At 48.1% G+C, this 18243-nt stretch carries 11 protein-coding genes; 4 read left to right on the forward strand and 7 right to left on the reverse strand.

The window, feature by feature from the left end:
- Positions 1-72 precede the first annotated feature (72 nt).
- Positions 73-978: a S66 peptidase family protein gene (locus A8O23_RS19465; RefSeq protein ID WP_066625196.1), complete on the forward strand. Its 906-nt coding sequence runs from the start codon at positions 73-75 to the stop codon at positions 976-978.
- A 237-nt stretch (positions 979-1215) separates the two neighbouring features.
- On the opposite strand, the gene A8O23_RS19470 is transcribed toward A8O23_RS19465, so the two are convergent.
- From A8O23_RS19470 to A8O23_RS22020, 5 genes are all read right to left on the reverse strand, one after another.
- A complete protein-coding gene (locus tag A8O23_RS19470; RefSeq protein WP_082883180.1) occupies positions 1216-2214 on the reverse strand; it encodes a glycoside hydrolase family 5 protein in 999 nt (332 codons plus the stop codon).
- A gap of 110 nt (positions 2215-2324) precedes the next feature.
- Positions 2325-3641 carry a glycoside hydrolase 5 family protein gene (locus A8O23_RS19475; protein WP_066625199.1) on the reverse strand — a complete coding sequence of 439 codons (1317 nt, stop codon included), beginning with the start codon at positions 3639-3641 and terminating at the stop codon, positions 2325-2327.
- A gap of 57 nt (positions 3642-3698) precedes the next feature.
- Positions 3699-4934 carry a glycoside hydrolase family 27 protein gene (locus A8O23_RS19480; RefSeq protein ID WP_066625202.1) on the reverse strand — a complete coding sequence of 412 codons (1236 nt, stop codon included), beginning with the start codon at positions 4932-4934 and terminating at the stop codon, positions 3699-3701.
- A 90-nt stretch (positions 4935-5024) separates the two neighbouring features.
- Positions 5025-7334 carry a glycoside hydrolase family 3 N-terminal domain-containing protein gene (locus A8O23_RS19485; RefSeq protein ID WP_066625204.1) on the reverse strand — a complete coding sequence of 770 codons (2310 nt, stop codon included), beginning with the start codon at positions 7332-7334 and terminating at the stop codon, positions 5025-5027.
- Between the two features lie 188 nt (positions 7335-7522).
- Positions 7523-7645: a hypothetical protein gene (locus A8O23_RS22020; protein ID WP_262506470.1), complete on the reverse strand. Its 123-nt coding sequence runs from the start codon at positions 7643-7645 to the stop codon at positions 7523-7525.
- A gap of 251 nt (positions 7646-7896) precedes the next feature.
- Here A8O23_RS22020 and A8O23_RS19490 point away from each other — a divergent pair, with 251 nt between their 5' ends.
- Both A8O23_RS19490 and A8O23_RS19495 read left to right on the forward strand, forming a co-directional pair.
- Positions 7897-12075, forward strand: coding sequence for a hybrid sensor histidine kinase/response regulator transcription factor (locus A8O23_RS19490; protein WP_066625207.1), 4179 nt, complete (start codon positions 7897-7899; stop codon positions 12073-12075).
- Positions 12076-12477: 402 nt separating this feature from the next.
- Positions 12478-14274: a glycoside hydrolase family 9 protein gene (locus A8O23_RS19495; RefSeq protein WP_066625209.1), complete on the forward strand. Its 1797-nt coding sequence runs from the start codon at positions 12478-12480 to the stop codon at positions 14272-14274.
- A 75-nt stretch (positions 14275-14349) separates the two neighbouring features.
- Here A8O23_RS19495 and A8O23_RS19500 read toward each other — a convergent pair whose 3' ends face one another.
- The gene (locus A8O23_RS19500) at positions 14350-15759 is read right to left on the reverse strand and encodes a sialate O-acetylesterase (RefSeq protein WP_066625211.1); all 1410 of its coding nucleotides are present in this window, start codon (positions 15757-15759) and stop codon (positions 14350-14352) included.
- 286 nt (positions 15760-16045) lie between these two features.
- On the opposite strand from A8O23_RS19500, the gene A8O23_RS19505 reads away from it, so the two are divergent.
- Positions 16046-17605: a protein adenylyltransferase SelO gene (locus A8O23_RS19505; protein ID WP_066625214.1), complete on the forward strand. Its 1560-nt coding sequence runs from the start codon at positions 16046-16048 to the stop codon at positions 17603-17605.
- Between the two features lie 85 nt (positions 17606-17690).
- Here the strand turns inward: A8O23_RS19505 and A8O23_RS19510 are convergent, their stop codons facing one another.
- Complete coding sequence (locus A8O23_RS19510) at positions 17691-18047, reverse strand: cupin domain-containing protein (RefSeq protein WP_066625238.1); 357 nt, start codon at positions 18045-18047, stop codon at positions 17691-17693.
- Positions 18048-18243: the final 196 nt, after the last annotated feature.

Consider the following 18243-nt stretch of genomic DNA (forward strand, 5'->3'; position numbering starts at 1 on the left):
CTACTGAAATTACGGCGGCACCTAAACTTGAAAGGTTGAATGTCGTTTTGTCTGGAAAAAGGCAACGAATGCATGATAATTCCCCCGTATTTGAAGGCCGGTGATAAAGTAGGCATAATCAGCACGAGCAATTATTCTGAAAAAGGCAACATTGATGGGCTTGTGCAAATTCTGGATGACTGGAAACTGGTACCGGTGGTAGGTAAAACCATTGGCCCCCGCTACGGAAGTTTTGCCGGACCAGATGAGCTCCGTAAGGAAGACTTGCAGCAGATGCTGAACAACCCGGAGATCAAAGCTGTGTTTGAAACGATGGGTGGCTACGGCATTGCCCGGGTGATTGAGCAGGTAGATTTTACCCAGTTCATGTATCACCCTAAATGGCTGGTGGGCTACAGTGACACTACTTTTCTGCACAGCCACGTGCAGGGCATGTTGGGCGTAGCCACCATACACGGCACCATGGCCGCCGATTTGGAGGCCGGCTACCACGCCACCTCCTGGGAAAGCTTACGCAAAGCTTTATTCGGCGAGAAACTCTCTTACTCTGTGAAAGCACATCCACTTAACCGAGCGGGGAGTTCAGAAGCCGTTATGGTAGGCGGTAATGTTAGCGTTATGTGCAATGCCAAAGGCACCATTTCTGAGGTGAATACCAACGGAAAAATTCTCTTTATTGAAGAAGTAGGCGAGAAACATTTCAGGCTAGACAGTTACCTCACTTCGCTTAAATACGCAGGTAAGTTCAGCTACCTAAAAGGACTTGTGGTGGGTCAGCTGGTAGATATTCAGGAAGACGAACCTCCTTTCGGTAAGACTCCGGAAGAAATTGTGTGGGATGCGGTGAAGGATTATGAGTTTCCGGTTTGCTTCGGCTTCCAGGCGGGGCACGGCACCGTGAACAAAGCCTTGATTTTTGGTGCGAATGCACAGTTAACGGTTTCAGAGAAAGGCAGCACGCTTTCGTTCAAAGTTTAACTGAAGTGGTGCGTTTTTGATGTGTTTTACTGAAATAGAGCCAAAAACACGCGAAGGATTTCACATCATTTGAGGCAGGCATAGTAGACCAGCGGCTGAAAAACAACAGCAATCCCCACTCGGAGGGGGGGGCGCGATACCGCTTTTACATTTACTCATTCAGCACACGATAACATAAAAGAGCCCTCTCAGCTTTAAGGTCTGAGAGGGCTCTTGGCATTTTAATTTGGCCTTTAGTTAGGGCTGCGCTTTATTGAGTAATTCGTTGCGGACAAGTTTACCGGAAGTGGTGAGGTTGCTTTCAGTCCAGGGGCCGGTGACGCTGGTACCGGGTTTAAGCGCCGAGGCGGCTTCGTCTTTGTCGGCGACTGACCAATTGCACCACGAGATTTTGTGCCGGTCCAGAAACTCCCACCAAAGCTTTGATTCGGCTTCGTCTACCTTGCCGTTGCCATCGGCGGCGCAGGTGCCAAACTCAGTGACAAACAGCGCGGCTCCTTTGTTGATGGCTTGGGTAGCTATGTTGCGAAGCTCCTGTTTATGTGTGGCGGCGTAGTAATGTAGCGTATAGGCTATGTTGTCTCCCTGAATAGGATTACTGGCGGCCTCGTCTACCCGCTGCGACCACATTCTGGTGCCGCAGACAATGATGTTGTCTGGGTCATGTTTGCGAATCTCTGCAATAACCGCCTCGTGGTATGGTTTTATCTCCGTGGCCCAATCTGGGTCTTGCAGCGGCTCGTTGTACGGCTCATAAATCACGTTGGGATACTTGCCGTAGCGTTGTGCCATTTCTGAGAAAAAGGCTTTGGCCTGGGCGGTATGCTTATGGGCTTCATGGTCGTGCCAGTCAATAATCACGTAGATTCCTTCTTTTATGGCCGCCTCTACCACGGTAATCACCTTTTGCTTTTCTCTTTCAGGGTTTTGCAGATAACCGCCGTGGTCAATGCCCATGGCCGCCCGTACTACGGTGTTCTGCCAGTCTTCTTTCAGCCATTTAACGGCAGCCGGATTGTAGAAGCCCCCTTGCCACTGGCTCCAGAAAAACGACATGCCCCGCAACTGCACTGGCTTACCGGTTTTGTCCACCACATGAGGCCCCTCAATGCGGAGCTGTCCGTATTTTTCAACTGGGGTTTGCGCCACGGCAGGCTGTTCCGGAATGGTATTTTTACAGCCTAATAAGGTTAACAACAGGGCCAGAACAGCTGCCGATTTAGAGAAGAAATTCATGCAGGTATATTTGATAAAGTGGATTTGACTTTTTGCTGAAAGAGTAGGGTTTGTAGAGGCTAAACTGTTTTGAGGCTGCTTTTCATAAAGTAGCCCTAAAACGGGAGTGGTCACTTTTTAACCTTTTGCTTTTTACCTGCCTTAGAAACCGCTTTGGCGTATTTCTTTACTAGAGGAACAGTGGTGTCCACATCAAAGACTCCGTATAGGCCCTGCTCTTCCTGGGGTGGGTCACCCATGAGAGGGTCTCCGGGTTTCCAGAAGTGACGGGTAGGGTGAGGCCTGGCTGTACCGTTGAATGCCCAGAAATTAGCTCCTACCAATGGCCCGCCTTTTTTAGCACTGTTAAGTACGCGTTCAAAAACAAACTGGTAGTATTTGTCCCGGAAAGTGGTTTTGTCGTCTAGGGTGAACTTGAAATTATCTCGGGGCAGGCCAAATTCCTCCATCACCAAGGGTTTGTTCAATTCTTTGGCTGCTTCCACGTGCTGGTCCATGTACTCTTCGGTTTTAACCAAGGCGTTGTCAATGGTGCCGGCAATGTTTTTCCGGTCCAGCCAGCCCCAGTTCCCAGGCCAGATATGCATGGTGAGGTAATCTATGTTTAGGTCTTTGTGCACTTCCTTGAAAACTTCCATAGAATACTCTGAACCCCAGGAACCCTCCGAGCCGGTAGAAACCAAGTGGTTTTTGTCCAGAGACTTGATGAGGGCTGCTGTGCTTTTAATCCATTTGCTGTAGTTGGGGACGTTTTCCATGGAAAAGGCACGGGGCTCATTGGCCACCTGCCAGGACATAATGGTAGGGTCCTCCGTATATTTTTTGCCGGTGATCTGGTTTGTGCGGCTCAGCATAAACCGAACATGATTGGCAAATTGCTCCTTGCAAGGCTCGCACTGGTGGAACTGCCCGACAAAATTCATGAACCGGGGCCAGTCATTTGTGTCAAGCGGGTAGGGGATAGGGCCACGACCGTTCCAATCTAAATACTGGCTGAAGCCACCTGACCACTCCCAGCTGTTATTCAGGAACAGAACCGCTTTCATGTCGCGCTTAGCCATTTCTGCCAACAGGAAATCAAGCCCCGTCAGCAGGGTGTCATTGTACACACCGGGAGAGAGTTGCAGGGCAGGCGTTACGCGGTACGGCTGGTTGTTAGGTCCCTCAGCACCAGCTAAAATCCGGAGGTTGGTAATGCCATTCTTCTTCAGGAAATCAAGCTCCTGTAGTAGCCGTGCCCTGTCGCCTCCTTGACCGGTGGAGCCCAGCAAACCGCCGTACCAGTAGTTGGTGCCGATGTAGTAGTAAGGCTTGCCATTCAGCATGAACTGCTGGCCATTGGTGGTCACGAATTCAGAAGACCTCTGCGCCTGTATCTTTGGCAGAAAGGAAAGAAGGAGTGCTAAGAGTAAAATTGCTTTCTTCATGGTGAAAGGAGTAAATGGATGACTAGCGGTTAAGGTCTGTAAAATTCATTTGCACGGTCACTTGCTTGGGCTCAACAGCAGCATCACCACATCATGACCGGGAACAGTGGATATAAAGTCTTTTTTGGTGGTGCCCACGTTTTTCTTCTGCCACAGATCCCGTACCTGGTACCGCTGCTTCTCAGGGTTTAACTCACGTTTAGATAGGTCATCGGTGATAATGGTGTCTTTCCATTTCAGCTCTACTTTTTTGGGGCTTTTGCTGCGGTTCAGGAAAGTAATTGCCCATTGCCCATTCTTCAGCGGCTTAAGCCAAGTTTCCACACTGTCTTTGGAGGTATGCTTGAAGCCTTGAATACCAAGTTTGTCTTGGTTCACAGCAATGACTTCTTTGTTCGTGAGGATGTCCCTGGTTTGCTGGCTCATGTTGCGGAGGTCGTTTCCGGCGATAAGCGGAGCGGCCAACATGCTCCACATAGAGAAGTGGGCGCGGTCTTCGCCGGCAGTCATGCCATTGCCTATCTCCATCATGTCAGGGTCATTCCAGTGGCCGGGGCCAGCGTATTTCCGTAAACCCTCCTGCATGTCCAGTATCTGCATCACACCCCATGATTTCCAGGTGCCGTGGTCTTTTACGCAGTCAAAGCAGTTGTAAATGTCGCCGGTGGTGCGCCAAAGATGCCCCACGTTCTGAGCCCATCCCCAAGGCTTATAGGTGCCCCACTCGCAAATGCTGAATACTACAGGTCTGCCTGCTTTTTTGAGGGCAGCAGCCATGGTTTTGTAGGCTCCCTCGGCACTGAGACCTTCGGTATTGCACCAGTCATACTTTAAGTAATCTATGCCCCACTTGGCATAGGTCTGGGCATCTTGAAACTCATAGCCACGGCTGCCGGGTCTGCCGCCGCAGGTCATAGAGCCGGCGTCAGAGTAAATTCCTAATTTCAGGCCTTTGGAGTGAACATAATCCGCTAAGGCTTTCATGCCGGAGGGGAACCGCTTGGGGTCGGGGTGAATGAAACCAAGGCTGTCGCGGTCACCGTGCCAACAGTCGTCAATGTTGATGTACACGTAACCTGCCTCCCGCATACCGGAACTGACCATGGCGTCAGCGGTTTCCCGAATTAGTTTCTCGTCTACGTTGCAGGCAAACTTGTTCCAGCTGTTCCAGCCCATGGGTGGGGTAAGAGCCAAGCCATCGTACTTGGTGTAGTCTTGTGCATAATTGTTTCCTTGACCAAAAGCTATAAAAGACATGGCCAAGAGGGCCAAGGAAAGCAATATCTTTTTCATGAGTCGAGGAGGTATGAAGCGGAAAAGTAGCGTCCCTGTTTTAGGTCTGTTTTCATGAAAACATGCCCAAAACAGAAACGCTACAAAAAATTACTGCAAGGTAATGGTGGCTTTTTGGTCGCCTACCATTAAATCAAAAGCACCTGGCTCGGTTACCCACTTGCCGTCTTGCCCTACAAAGGCCAGGTCTTTGGCGGAAATGGTGAAGTCCACTATTTTTTCTTCGCCGGGCTGAAGGGAGATTTTAGAGAAAGCTCTTAATCTGCGGGCGCTTGGGGTGATGCTAGCGTACTGGTCGTGGCTGTACAGCTCAACGGCTTTCTTGCCAGCGCGGCTGCCGGTGTTCTTCACGCGCACAGACACACGTACATTGTCATTCTGACCGAAAGAGGTTCTGTCTACGCGCAGGTCTGAGATAGCAAAGGTGGTGTAGCTGAGGCCATGGCCAAACTGCCACAGCGGATTAAAGCCACGGTTCCCGGCCACGTTAGGTACATCTTCCCGAATGATTTCGGTGCCTTTGTGGTCATAGGTCAGCACGTCGCCTACAAACCTTGGATATGTGAACGGCAGTACCCCATCTGGGTTATAATCACCGAACAATACATCGGCAATGGCCTGTGCCCCGAACGTAGACGGACGGTAGGCCAGCACCACGGCGTCTGCTAACGGTTCAATGGCAGACATAACGCGCGGACGGCCCTCCAGCAGAACAATAATCACGGGTTTGCCGGTTTCTTTTGCGGCACGCACCAACGCTTGTTGGTTTTCTTCCAGAGTTAGGTCATCAATCACGCCTGGGCTTTCAGCGTAGGCTTTTTCACCAAGGAAAAGCACAATGGCCTGCGCCTGGGCAGCGTCTCTTTTCAGTTGGGCAGTATTGTAGTTGGCGGCGGCTCCAAAATCAGCTACCGAGCGGGAAACCACTTTGTCTTTTCCAATCTCCGATTGCAATGCCTGTAATACGGTTTTGGCTTTTGCCGGATACTGTTTTTCCTCGTTGCCCTGCCACACGTACGACCAGCTGCCGTGCAGCGAAGCTAAGGTATTTGCGGTAGGTCCGGCTACTAAGATTTTGCTGTTTTTGCGTAGCGGAAGTGTCTGCTTTTCATTCTTGAGCAGGGTAATGCTTTCCAGAGCGGCCTGCAGGGCTACCTGGTCAAACTCCGGTTTGTTTACCGCGTTTTTCAGCTCAGCTTTAGGGAAAGGGTTTTCAAATAAGCCCAGTTTCTTTTTAAGCGTGAGAATACGGCGCACGGAGGTATTGATACGCTCTTCAGAGATAGTACCCTCTTTTACTAAGGCTATCAAATGGTCATAGAACGAATAGTCATACGGTACCATGCTCATGTCCAGACCAGCTTCCACGGCCATTCTTACCGCTTCTTTTGGCGTGGCGGCTACTTTGTGGCGGGTGTGCAGACGGATTACATCTTCCCAGTCAGAAACGGCCACGCCCTCAAAGCCCAGCTCGTTGCGCAGAATATCAGTAAGGTAGTATTTGCTGCCGTGTACCGGGGTGCCGTTTATTTCGCCGGAGTTAATCATAACGGTAGACGCACCGGCTTCAACGGCTGCTTTGAACGGCGGCAGGAAAATCTCGCGCAGCATCTGCTCCGGAATGTAAGAAGGTGTACGGTCTTTACCTGTGGCCGGGGCCGAGTACCCTAAATAGTGCTTCATGCAGGAAGCCACCGTATAGTCGGTGTTCAGGTTGTCTTGCTCATAGCCTCTGATGGCGGCGGCGCCCATGGTTTTCACCACGTACACATCCTCGCCGAATGTTTCTTCAAAGCGTGGCCACAGCGACTGGCGGCCTACATCCAGCACCGGGTCAAAATTCCACGGAATGCCAGAGGCTCTTGTTTCAATGGCGGTGATTTTGGCAGATTGGTTCACCAGATCTGGGTTACGGGTAGCGGCCATGCCTATGTTGTGCGGAAACAAGGTGGAACCAGCCAGGTAGTTGGCCCCGTGGATAGCATCAATGCCGTAAATCACCGGAATCTTCAGGCGGGTTTCTTTCGTGGCCACGTTCTGAACGGCGGTCAAAATGGTGTGCCACTCGTCCATGGTGTAGGCGCGGCCTTTCACGTTCAAAATGGAACCGATGTTGTGGTTCACCAGCACATCGCGCAGCTTGGCGTTGTCTACCACGGCAGCTTCGTTGTCCTGAAGAATCAGGTCAATGGTGAGTTGGGTCATCTGCCCCACTTTCTCCTCCACCGTCATTTTGGAGATCAAGTCTTCAATAAACGGGTCAGTGGCTTTGGCTGGGGTGGCCGTAGCCGCTTGGGCAGCCGTAGCCGCCGTTGTTGGGGTGGATTGGGTTGACTGGGTGCTGCCGCATGATTGCATCATGAGGGCGAACACCAGCAGGTATGGAGAGTACTTCTTCATATAGTGTAATTGGGGTTGTTATAGGTATCACAAAAACAAATCTGCTTTTGCCGGTTGGCTTTATACCAACTGCTCTAATACAATATTAACCTATCTTTTTGACCCATTTTGCGGGAAAATGGCATCCTTAACAAACGGTACTGCAAAATGAAACATTTGATACCGTGTAAAGGGAAATGAGGGGACGGTTAGAAAATTCCTGCACCATCATTGCCTCCCCAAAGACCTTCATCTTTTAGAGCTGTTTTGCCTAAAATAGGCCAAAAACGGCGGTTCAAGCTTCTATAACCTGCATCTTGTACAGATTTCACCTTAGCGCTTCTATTGGCCGATGTCTCCTCCGCATTTGGCAAAGTTTTTAATAAATATTTAAAAGATGTGTGGTTTTGGTGGCTAGTTGTTTTTCTAAAAAGGCTTTTGAAATAGTTTATTATGGTATTTGTAAAAATTGAGATAAATTCAGGTCAGGAAAACTTGCTAGAAGCAGATGGGTGGCTCTTTTGTTAAGTTAAAACGATAGAAGAATGCTCAAGAGTTAACCTTTTCACCCCCTCTTATTCCTATGCGCTTACATATAAAATTCTTACTGGTTATAATGAGTCTGGTCTTTTTAGCTCAGACGCATGCAGCCCCTATAGAACCTTACCGTTTCTCTCTCCTTGACATAAACAGTGGGTTGTCAAACAATCAGGTGAAGAGCTTTTTGAAAGACAGCAGGGGGTATATGTGGATTGGCACTGCCGCCGGCCTCAATCGGTTTGACGGGTACAAGTTCAAAGTATTCCGGTACCAGTCTAATGACTCCACCTCTCTTATAAACAATGACATTCTGAAGCTGAAAGAGGGGCCAGAGGGGAAAATTTGGGTGAAGACACCGTATGGCAGCTGTGTCTATAATCCAGAAAACGAACAGTTTATCCGGAACCAACGCGATTTGCTACAGCTCTACAAACTACCAGAAAACGCGGTAGTGGAAGATGTGATGAAAGACAAAGAAGGAAACTTCTGGTTTGTGCTGGAAGGGAAGGGGCTTGCTAAATATAACCCACGTACCAAGGCCTCCGTGCATTTACGCCACTCCATCAACAGTAAAAATGGACTTAGTACCAATTATATCTCCGCCATTGGCCAAACCACCACAGGTGATATTTGGGTTGTGCACCGCACCGGAATTCTAGAGCGGATAGATTACAGAAGCCTGAAGGTAGTGGAACGCAACAACGAGATCTACAAAAACTACAGCCAACAGCTGCTGGACTATGCCCTTACCGTTGACAGCGACAATGATCTGTGGCTGTACATGCAGGAAAAAGAAGGAGGTGTTTTTTACTTTAACAGCAAAGACAAATCTCTGCAGAATTTCCACAAGAATTCTTCGGCCGTAAAACTCAGCAGCAATCTTACCCGGGGCGTGGTAGAAGGGGAAAAAGGCAAAATCTGGATTGGCACAGACCACGGCGGCATAAACCTGCTAGACAAAAAATCGCTGGGGGTGCAGTACATCCGCCACAATGAGGAAATCAGCAAGAGCCTTTCCCATAATAGCGTCAATACCCTGTATAAAGACAACGAGGGCATTATTTGGGTGGGTACATTTAAAAAAGGCGTCAACTACTACCATAAGAACATCATCCGTTTTCCCACTGTAAAGCGGCTGAACTCGGTGAAAAACAGCCTGCCCTATGACGATGTGAATGCATTTGCCGAAGACGCAAAGGGAAATTTGTGGATTGGCACGAACGGGGGAGGACTGCTGTACCTGAACCGAGCTACCGGTGAGTATACCCGCTATACGCACAATGCAAAAGACTCTAACAGCCTAGCCTCTGATATTATTGTTAGCCTGCTGGTAGACAGAAACAACAACCTATGGATAGGCACTTACCTGGGCGGCTTAGACAAATTCGACGGGAAAACCTTTACGCATTTCAAACACGATCCCGCTGAACCAGCCAGCCTGTCTCACAACAACATCTGGGAACTGTACGAAGACCGGCAGGGGAACATATGGATTGGTACTTTGCGCGGCGGGCTTGAATTGTACGACCCGGAGCAAAACGGATTCATCCATTCCACGGAAAAAGCGGGGAAATACCCTGTGCACTGCAATTATATCTCCTCCATTGCCGAAGACCGGCACGGGAACCTGTGGGTAGGTGGTGGCTATGGTGTAGACGTGTTCCACAAAGACAGCGGCAAGAGTGCATTCTTCCTGCACGACCCTAAAAACCCTAGAAGCTTGGTCAGCAACAACATTACGTCTATTTACCGCGACCGCCGAAATAACATGTGGATAGGGACTACGGAAGGTTTGGACCTGTTCAATGAGAAAACGAACTCTTTTACCCACTTCACAAAAGGAAACGGTTTGCCCACTAATGCCATCACTGCTATAAAGGAAGACAACAGCGGTAACCTGTGGCTTAGTACCCAGAACGGAATCTCGCACCTGATCATCAGGCGTAATGCCAATGGCGATACCTACACCTTCCGGAATTTTGATGAACTAGACGGCCTGCAGGGAAAGTATTTCAATGAAAACGCTGGTTTCAGAACCTCTAAAGGTGAAATGGTTTTTGGGGGACCAAACGGATTCAACCTTTTCCATCCGTCGCAGATTCAAAAAAATGCCTTGGCGCCTAAGCTTGTGTTTACTGATTTTCAGCTGTTCAACAAAAGTCTTGAGCCCAACAAGTCGTTCCAGAACCGAATTATTCTTACCAAAAACCTAGCTGATACAAAAGAAATCACGTTGGAGCACAACCACAATGTGTTCTCCATTGAATTTGCTGCCCTTAACTACATCCACTCTGAAAAGAACCGGTACCGCTACAAGTTAGAAGGCTTTGACAAGCAATGGCAGACGGTAGACAGCCACAACCGCAGGGTTTCTTATACCAACCTAGACCCGGGCGACTATGAGTTTAAAGTAGTGGCCGCCAACAATGATGGTGTCTGGAACAAGGAAGGCATTAGTATGAAAATTACCGTATTGGCTCCTTTTTGGCGTACCCCGTTGGCGTACCTGCTGTATTTCGCAGCATTAGTAGCCGCCTTGGTCTTTTTGCGGAGAGTGGAGCTAAACAAAGCTAAATCTAAATTCTTACTGGAACAGGAAAGGAGAGATGCAAGGCAGCTGCATGAGCTTGACCTGATGAAGATAAAGTTCTTTACCAACGTGAGCCATGAATTCCGCACCCCCCTTACGCTAATTCTGGCACCCATTGAAAAGCTGCTGAAAACCAGCACAGACCCAGAGCATCAACAGCAGTTCCAGATGATCAACAAGAACGCCAAGCGCTTGCTCAACATGGTAAACCAGCTGCTAGATTTCAAGAAGATTGATGTGGAAGACCTGAGCCTAACCTTGTCTGAAGGAGATATAGTGGAGTTTGTGCAGGAAACTGTAGATTCTTTTGTAGATCTTTCTGACAAAAAATGCGTGTCACTTTCCTTCCAGACAGGTGTTGAGGCGTTGCATACTGCCTTTGACAAAGACAAGCTGGAGAAAGTGCTTTTCAACCTGCTGTCTAACGCCTTTAAGTTCACTCCAGAGCACGGTAAAATTGACGTTGCCCTTAATTGTCTGGACAACGATTCTTCCTCTGAAGGGCTGAAGGTGCTGGAGATAAAAGTGAAGGACACGGGTATTGGTATTGCCAAAGAAAATCAGAAGAAGATTTTCGAGCGCTTTTTCCGAGAGGAAGTACCCAGCAACATGGTGAACCAAGGCAGTGGCATCGGGTTGGCCTTAGCAAATGAATTTATAAGCCTGCACGGCGGAATGATTTCCGTAGATAGCACTCCTGGTCAGGGGAGCTGCTTTACCGTTTCCATGCCTGTGAAAGAACTGGCAAAACCCGCCGCTGAGAAATTGGTGGGGCAGGCTGAAGGGCAGAGAGAGGTAGAGGCATTGCCCACAGAAGAGCTGGAAACGCTGCCGCAGTCAATCACCCTATCTTCAGAAAACAAGCCGGTAGTGTTGGTGGTTGAAGATAATGAAGATTTCAGATTCTACCTGCAAGACAGCCTAAATCCCTATTTCCAGGTGCTGGAGGCTCGTGACGGAAAAGAGGGCTGGCAAAAAGCCTTGTCACATCTGCCCGACCTGATAGTGAGTGATTTGATGATGCCTGAGCTGAACGGCATGGATTTCTGTAAGAAAATCAAAGCAGACCCCCGTACTTCCCAAATTCCGTTTGTGTTGCTCACCGCCCACGCCTCAGAAGAAAAACAGCTGAAAGGACTTAACCTAGGGGCGAACGACTACCTGACCAAACCCTTCCATTTTGAATTCCTGCTTTCCAGAATCAAGAACCTGATAACTCAGAAAGAGCTTCTGCAGAAAGCTTATGAGAAGAAAATCAGCGTACAGACTACCCAAGAGAAAATTGTTTCACTAGACGATAAGCTGATTCAGAAAGCTATCAAGTACGTGGAAGACAATCTTTCAGACCCAGAATTGACGGTGGAGGAAATGAGCCGGGAGCTTGGGGTAAGTCGGGTGCACCTGTACAAAAAAATGGTAGCCATAACTGGTCAAACGCCTGTAGAATTCATTCGGAAAATAAGGTTGCAACACGCCTCACAGCTTCTGGAGAAAAGTCAGTTAACGGTGGCTGAGGTTGCTTATAAAGTTGGATTCAATAACCGTAAGTATTTTACTAAATACTTCAAAGAGGAATACCAGATTCTGCCTTCACAGTATGCTGATATCAAACAGAGAGAAGCAGTAGTGTAGAACCACACTTTCACGTACTGGTGAACTTCATCTTGAAACCAACAGCCATAATGATACCGGCTGTTGGTTTTGTTTTTTGCCTGTTTTTCGAAAAAGAGCTCCAAAACAGATTTTGGAATCAGTCACCTCAAACTATTTATTGAATTTGAAGTGGGAAAGGCTAGGCATGGCTCTTTCTGAAGTTTATTATAAGAATTTCATATTGTTCTTGAATGCCTGCTACAAAAGTTTGCTTTGTGAACAAACAGAATGAATACAGCAAAGGGTTAACACCTGAGGAGCACATCTGAAACATATGATACCCTTCTTTACTTAACAGACTTCCTAATTTAGCCTCTGGTAATAATAGCTGAGCCCGCTTGTTTGGCTGCTGCCAGTTGAAGGATAAATGGATGAACTGATATGCAAAGATTTTCTACATTAATAGGTGTAATCTTAATAGGTTTAAGTGCCTCTTGTACGCAGGTCCAGAAGTCGGGCTCTGCGGTCACAGAGTTACAAGGGCAGGAATCAATTCGGTTAAACCAAATAGGTTTTTACCCTAACGCCCCAAAGGTTGCCATTGTAACGGGGAAGAGTACTGGTGATAAATTTTACCTGAAAACCCAAGACCTGTCTAAAACTGTTTTTACTGGTTCTTTATCAGAATCACAGCTAACTGAATTATCTAAAAAGCCAACTAGGGTGGCGGACTTTAGCCAGTTCACCAAGCCTGGGGTGTATGTACTGGATATTCCGGGGGTGGGGCAGTCTTATCCTTTTGAAATAAAGCAGCAGGTGCACCAAGAGGTGGCGGCGGCAGCTATGAAAGGGTTTTATTTCCAGCGACTGTCTGTGGACCTGCCCGTACAATTTGCCGGTAAATGGCACAGGCCCGCGGGTCATCCAGATGTAGAAGTACTGGTACACCCTTCAGCGGCAACAGCTCAACGTCCGGCAGGTACGGTTATTTCCTCCCCTAAGGGTTGGTATGATGCCGGCGACTATAATAAATATATAGTCAACAGTGGCATTACTATGGGTACGCTGCTCTCGGCGTATGAAGATTTTCCGCAGTTCTTTAAAGAACAAGACCTGAACATACCTGAAAGTGGCAACAATGTTCCTGATTTATTAGATGAGTCGCTTTGGAACCTGCGCTGGATGCTTACTATGCAAGACCCTCTTGACGGAGGGGTGTACCACAAACTCACCAACGCTAATTTTGAGGGTATGGTCATGCCGCATGAGGCAACCAGCACTAGGTATGTGGTGCAGAAAGGAACTGCCGCCTCTCTTGATTTTGCGGCAGTTATGGCGCAGGCCAGTAGAGTGTTCAAAAGCTACGGGAGGGAGTTTCCTGGTTTGTCAGACTCTTGTTTAACAGCTGCCAAGAAGGCTTGGGAGTGGGCAAAGAAGAACCCAAAGGTATTATATGACCAAGATGCCATGAATAAGTCGTTTGATCCAGACGTGAACACAGGTGCGTATGGTGACAAAGATGTAAGCGATGAGTTCATTTGGGCAGCGGCAGAGCTATACATCACTACTGGTCAAGACAGTTACTATACCTCTGTCAATATGGTGCCTGATGCTAAAATGCCAATTCCCAGCTGGCCACAGGTGAGGTTGCTTGGCTACTACACCCTGATGCGGAACATTGAAAAACTTTCACCGGTCGCCAAAATTGATGTAGGGGTAATAAAAGACAGACTGGTTCAATTAGCAAATGAAATGGTGCAAGGCGGGGCTGCCGGTGCCTATAGAACTGTTATGGGGCGGGTGACGGAAGATTACATTTGGGGAAGCAGCTCCGTAGCGGCCAATCAGGGCATTGTGCTGGTGCAGGCTTATAAACTAACAGGGGATAAGAAATACCTGACGGCGGCGCTTTCAAACTTAGATTACCTTTTAGGCAGAAACGCAGTGGGCTACTCTTTTGTGACAGGTTTTGGAGAAAAATCTACCAAATTCCCGCATCACCGCCCATCAGTGGCAGACAAAGTGGTTGAGCCTGTGCCTGGCTTACTTTCCGGTGGTACCAATGCCAATGCCAATAAACAAGATAAGTGCGAAGGTTATACTTCTAGCTTCCCGGATGAAATGTATTTAGACCACGACTGCTCATACGCCTCCAATGAAATTGCCATCAATTGGAACGCACCTTTGGTTTATTTAGCCAGTGCCCTGGAGGCTTTGCACAAAGAGGCAGGATTATAAATTCAAGACAATAATAGTAGGATAGGATTAATCTAGAAAAAGCGCAGGTATTTTACCTGCGCTTTTCTTTTATGCTTACTTCTGATTTTCTTTTGGCCAGTCATCTGTTCTGAAAGAGGAGGCGGGCAGGCCTGCCTTGTTGAAAAGGTTTGGAGTGGCAGTGTTTTCCCACCCAAACCTTACCGCCACCGGCTGCTTCACATCCTTTGCCTGAACCACCACTGTATTACCCTCAATTTTACCATTGGCTTTCACAAATTTTTGATCAGCTCCGGCTACCTCAAAATGCGTCAGTTCTTTGCCTTTGGTCATCAATCCGCCAGTGGTATGGTCAAAGTAAAGCCTTATTTTGTTGCCTTCTACTTTCATGCTGCGGTAGAGGGGGCCAGAGTGGGCAATGTCTTCTTTCCCGTAGGTTTTATTTAAAGCTATAGCGGCTAGGCGTTTTCCTACATCTAGTTTGTTTCTGGGGTGAATATCTTGGGTGTTGCCAACATCATGTATTACAGCCATGCCTGTTTTAGGAACTTGTAATGTCTTGAATTGGGCCTCTGCCAATCGTGGCCATTCTTCTGTTCCTCCGTAGGTGAAAGGGGCTATCTGCACATAATAAAAGGGGAATTCCTGTTGCCATTGGGTTCTCCAGTTCTGAATGAGAGTAGGCAGAAGTTGTGCATATACCTCAGGTGCGTTGGCGTTCGATTCGCCTTGGTACCAGAGTGCTCCGGCTAAGCGGAAAGGAATAAGCGGGGCAATCATGGTGTTAAACGCTTTGCCCGGTTGTACTGGGCACCAAGCCACTTCTTCCCGCTGGGCAGCCGATTTGGCGAGCACCGGGTTGGCTGCAATAATGTTTGGGTTCACCCAGACCTCGGCCGGAGTACCTCCCCAGCTGCTATTGATTAAGCCAACGGGTACTTTTAGGTTTTGATGAAGGTCGCGCCCAAAGAAGTAGCCCACTGAGCTAAAATCTGTCATCGTTTCAGGAGTGCATACTACCCATTGCCCTTTCAGATCTTGCTGCGGTACATCTGAGGTACTGTGTGCTACAGAAAAAAAGCGGATGGAAGGGTAATTGGCCTGAGCAATGTGTTCTTGTGCATTGTCAATACCAGCTCTGGCTGACCACTCCATGTTGCTCTGGCCAGAGCACAGCCATACCTCGCCCAACAGCACATCATCAATTACAATGGTATTGTAGCCTTTCACGGTAAGTGTGTAAGGGCCTCCAGCTGCGGGTGTTTTCAGTTTAACCGACCATTGCGCTAAATTGCCGGGGCTGGTTTTTACTTCTTGGTTGTCCCAGCTGCCCGAAACTGAAATGGGCTCTCCGGGTTTTCCCCAACCCCACACCGTCACCTCTGCATTTTGCTGTAACACCATGTGGTTGCTGAAGATGGCCGGCAGGGTAACGGCGGAGGCTGGGAGAAAAGTGCTGATGAAAAACAGAATACAAATAAATCTCAGGGTCAGTATATGTTTCATGGTAGCAGAAAAAAATTTTTTAGTTAACTTTTTCTAATGGAAATAGATGACAAAATACAATTCTTGTTCCTAATCAAAACTGTTTCTGGGGTGTTTTTCCAAAATAAGGGTTTAAACAAATGGTTTTATTTTTTTGATATGCTCCAAACCTACTTTTATGACCCTTATTTCCTGTAATCTTTCCTTTAGGTACTCTTTTACCGTATATCTGTTTATCCCTTTCTCTCTTGTACTGAAAGAGGGCAGTAAGGCCAGTGGTGCCCATTGTTGAACCAACTATTGAAACATGCAAAGTTTACTCTCCAAAGAATATAAGAATGAATTTGTGAACACTTTTGAAGGCGATGAGAGTGGCAGCCTGAAACCACGGCAGACGCCGGGTATGTTCTACAGCAAGGCAAAACCTACTCCGGTGAAAAGTCCTGAGCTGTTGGCTTGGTCAGAGGAACTGGCGAAGGAATTAGGAATTCAAAAGCTAACTGATCAAGCAGAGATTGATGTACTGGGCGGGAATAAGGTTGCCGACACCATGCAACCTTATGCCGCTTGTTATGCAGGCCATCAATTCGGAAACTGGGCAGGCCAGTTAGGCGATGGTCGGGCCATCACGCTAGGAGAGTGGGAGGCACCTGACGGGCAGTCTTGGGAGCTTCAGCTGAAAGGAGCAGGCCCTACTGCTTACTCAAGACGTGCCGACGGAAGAGCGGTGTTGCGGTCATCGGTTCGGGAGTACCTCATGAGTGAGGCCATGCATTACCTGGATATACCAACCACCCGAGCGCTGAGTTTAGTAAAAACCGGTGACCAGGTGGTACGGGACATGTTCTACAACGGCAATCCGGAGTATGAGCCAGGAGCAATTGTTATGCGGGTAGCGCCTACTTTCCTGAGGTTCGGAAGTTTTGAAATGCCTGCCGCCCGGCAGGAAATTGACAACCTGCGCCAATTAGTAGACTGGACCATTAGCCGGTATTATCCGCATATCCAAGGCGAAGACAGAGTGATGACCTGGTTCAAGGAAATCTTGGACCGCACTGCGGAACTGATGGTAGAGTGGATGCGCGTGGGCTTCGTGCACGGCGTGATGAACACTGATAACATGTCCATCTTGGGCCTCACCATAGACTACGGCCCCTTCTCCTTCCTAGATGATTATGACCCGATGTTCACGCCCAACACTACTGATTTACCTGGTCGCCGGTACGCCTTCGGGCGGCAGCCTTCGGTGGCCCAGTGGAACTTAGGTTGCCTGGCCAGTGCCATTGCCGCGCTGTTTCCAAACACACAGCAACTGGTGGCTGAACTGGAGGGATATGAAACTGTTTTTACTTTGAAGTACCGCCAAATGATGGGTAATAAACTAGGCTTGGATGAGGTACGGGAAGAGGATGAAGCCTTGATCACACAATTGGAAACTTTGCTGGCCACGGTAAAGCCAGATATGACCATCTTTTACCAATTGTTAGGTGATTTGCCCCAGGAAGAGCGGGATTCTCAGAAAATTTTTAGCCACTTCCAAGAGAGTTTTTATGGTGAACCAGCAGAAAAGGCGAAGACCCTGCTATTGGATTTTATTAAAGCCTACAGCGCTCGCATTGAAACCAACACCACCTCAAGAGAAGAAAGCCAACAACTGATGCGGAAAACAAACCCTAGAATAATTCTACGGAATTACATGCTGCATGAGGCCATAGAGGGGCTTACCAAAGGAGATGACCAGCTGTTTAACAAATTACAGAAAGCCATGAAGCAGCCATACTCCAGAGACTTCGACGAGTTCTTCAAAAAGCGGCCAGATTGGGCAAGTCAAAAGGCAGGTTGCTCAATGTTGTCGTGCAGTTCTTAAGGAAGGTCTTGCGTTTTAGGCCTGTTTTTCTGAAAAATGGCCTAAAACGCAAAATATTAACCTTTTAAGCTTAGTGTATAAAATCTTAGTCAGGAATAAAATTGATGTCGCTCTCGTTTTCGAAGAGCACATAAGCCCTGTGCCAGGGGTTGTCGCCTAACATTTGCCATTTGTGCCCACGGCCAGTAGTGTCGGTAGCAATGAGTACGTCACCAACCGTAAGTGTAAAAGATTCGCCGGTACTGGTGGTAAACTCCAGGGTTCCTTCTAGTGTGAGCACGTATTGGGTGGTAGGGGCCGGGTGCCAGTCATAGAAAGTACCGGCAGGAGTTTCTTTAAATTGGATCTGCGTTGCCTTTGTTAAAGTTCGTTCTGCCACTTTGCCTACGCTAAATCTAGAATGGCCTTCGGCGTCAGTGTATAATTTATAGGCTCTAATCATTTTTGTCTCTGTTGATTCTCTCCTGATCATACGCATGTGCTTTAAGAACGGAGGTAGCCAAAAGTAAAAATTGCAGCTAATCTCAAGCTTGCGGAACAAGCGACTTTCGCCACTACAACAGAAAAGCCAGCCTCATGTGAGAGGCTGGCTTTTCTGTTGGTAGTTGGCGTAAAGTTCGCTGAATGGAATTAGCTCT

The sequence above is a fragment of the Rufibacter roseus genome, from assembly GCF_001647285.1.
GTDB lineage: Bacteria > Bacteroidota > Bacteroidia > Cytophagales > Hymenobacteraceae > Nibribacter > Nibribacter roseus.

Excerpts from the sequence above, each read along its gene's own strand:
- A8O23_RS19465 (WP_066625196.1), top strand. The coding sequence starts at position 73 with ATGATAATTCCCCCGTATTTGAAGGCCGGTGATAAAGTAGGCATAATC.
- A8O23_RS19470 (WP_082883180.1), bottom strand. The coding sequence starts at position 2,214 with ATGAATTTCTTCTCTAAATCGGCAGCTGTTCTGGCCCTGTTGTTAACC.
- A8O23_RS19475 (WP_066625199.1), bottom strand. The coding sequence starts at position 3,641 with ATGAAGAAAGCAATTTTACTCTTAGCACTCCTTCTTTCCTTTCTGCCA.
- A8O23_RS19480 (WP_066625202.1), bottom strand. The coding sequence starts at position 4,934 with ATGAAAAAGATATTGCTTTCCTTGGCCCTCTTGGCCATGTCTTTTATA.
- A8O23_RS19485 (WP_066625204.1), bottom strand. The coding sequence starts at position 7,334 with ATGAAGAAGTACTCTCCATACCTGCTGGTGTTCGCCCTCATGATGCAA.
- A8O23_RS19490 (WP_066625207.1), top strand. The coding sequence starts at position 7,897 with ATGCGCTTACATATAAAATTCTTACTGGTTATAATGAGTCTGGTCTTT.
- A8O23_RS19495 (WP_066625209.1), top strand. The coding sequence starts at position 12,478 with ATGCAAAGATTTTCTACATTAATAGGTGTAATCTTAATAGGTTTAAGT.
- A8O23_RS19500 (WP_066625211.1), bottom strand. The coding sequence starts at position 15,759 with ATGAAACATATACTGACCCTGAGATTTATTTGTATTCTGTTTTTCATC.
- A8O23_RS19505 (WP_066625214.1), top strand. The coding sequence starts at position 16,046 with ATGCAAAGTTTACTCTCCAAAGAATATAAGAATGAATTTGTGAACACT.
- A8O23_RS19510 (WP_066625238.1), bottom strand. The coding sequence starts at position 18,047 with ATGATTAGAGCCTATAAATTATACACTGACGCCGAAGGCCATTCTAGA.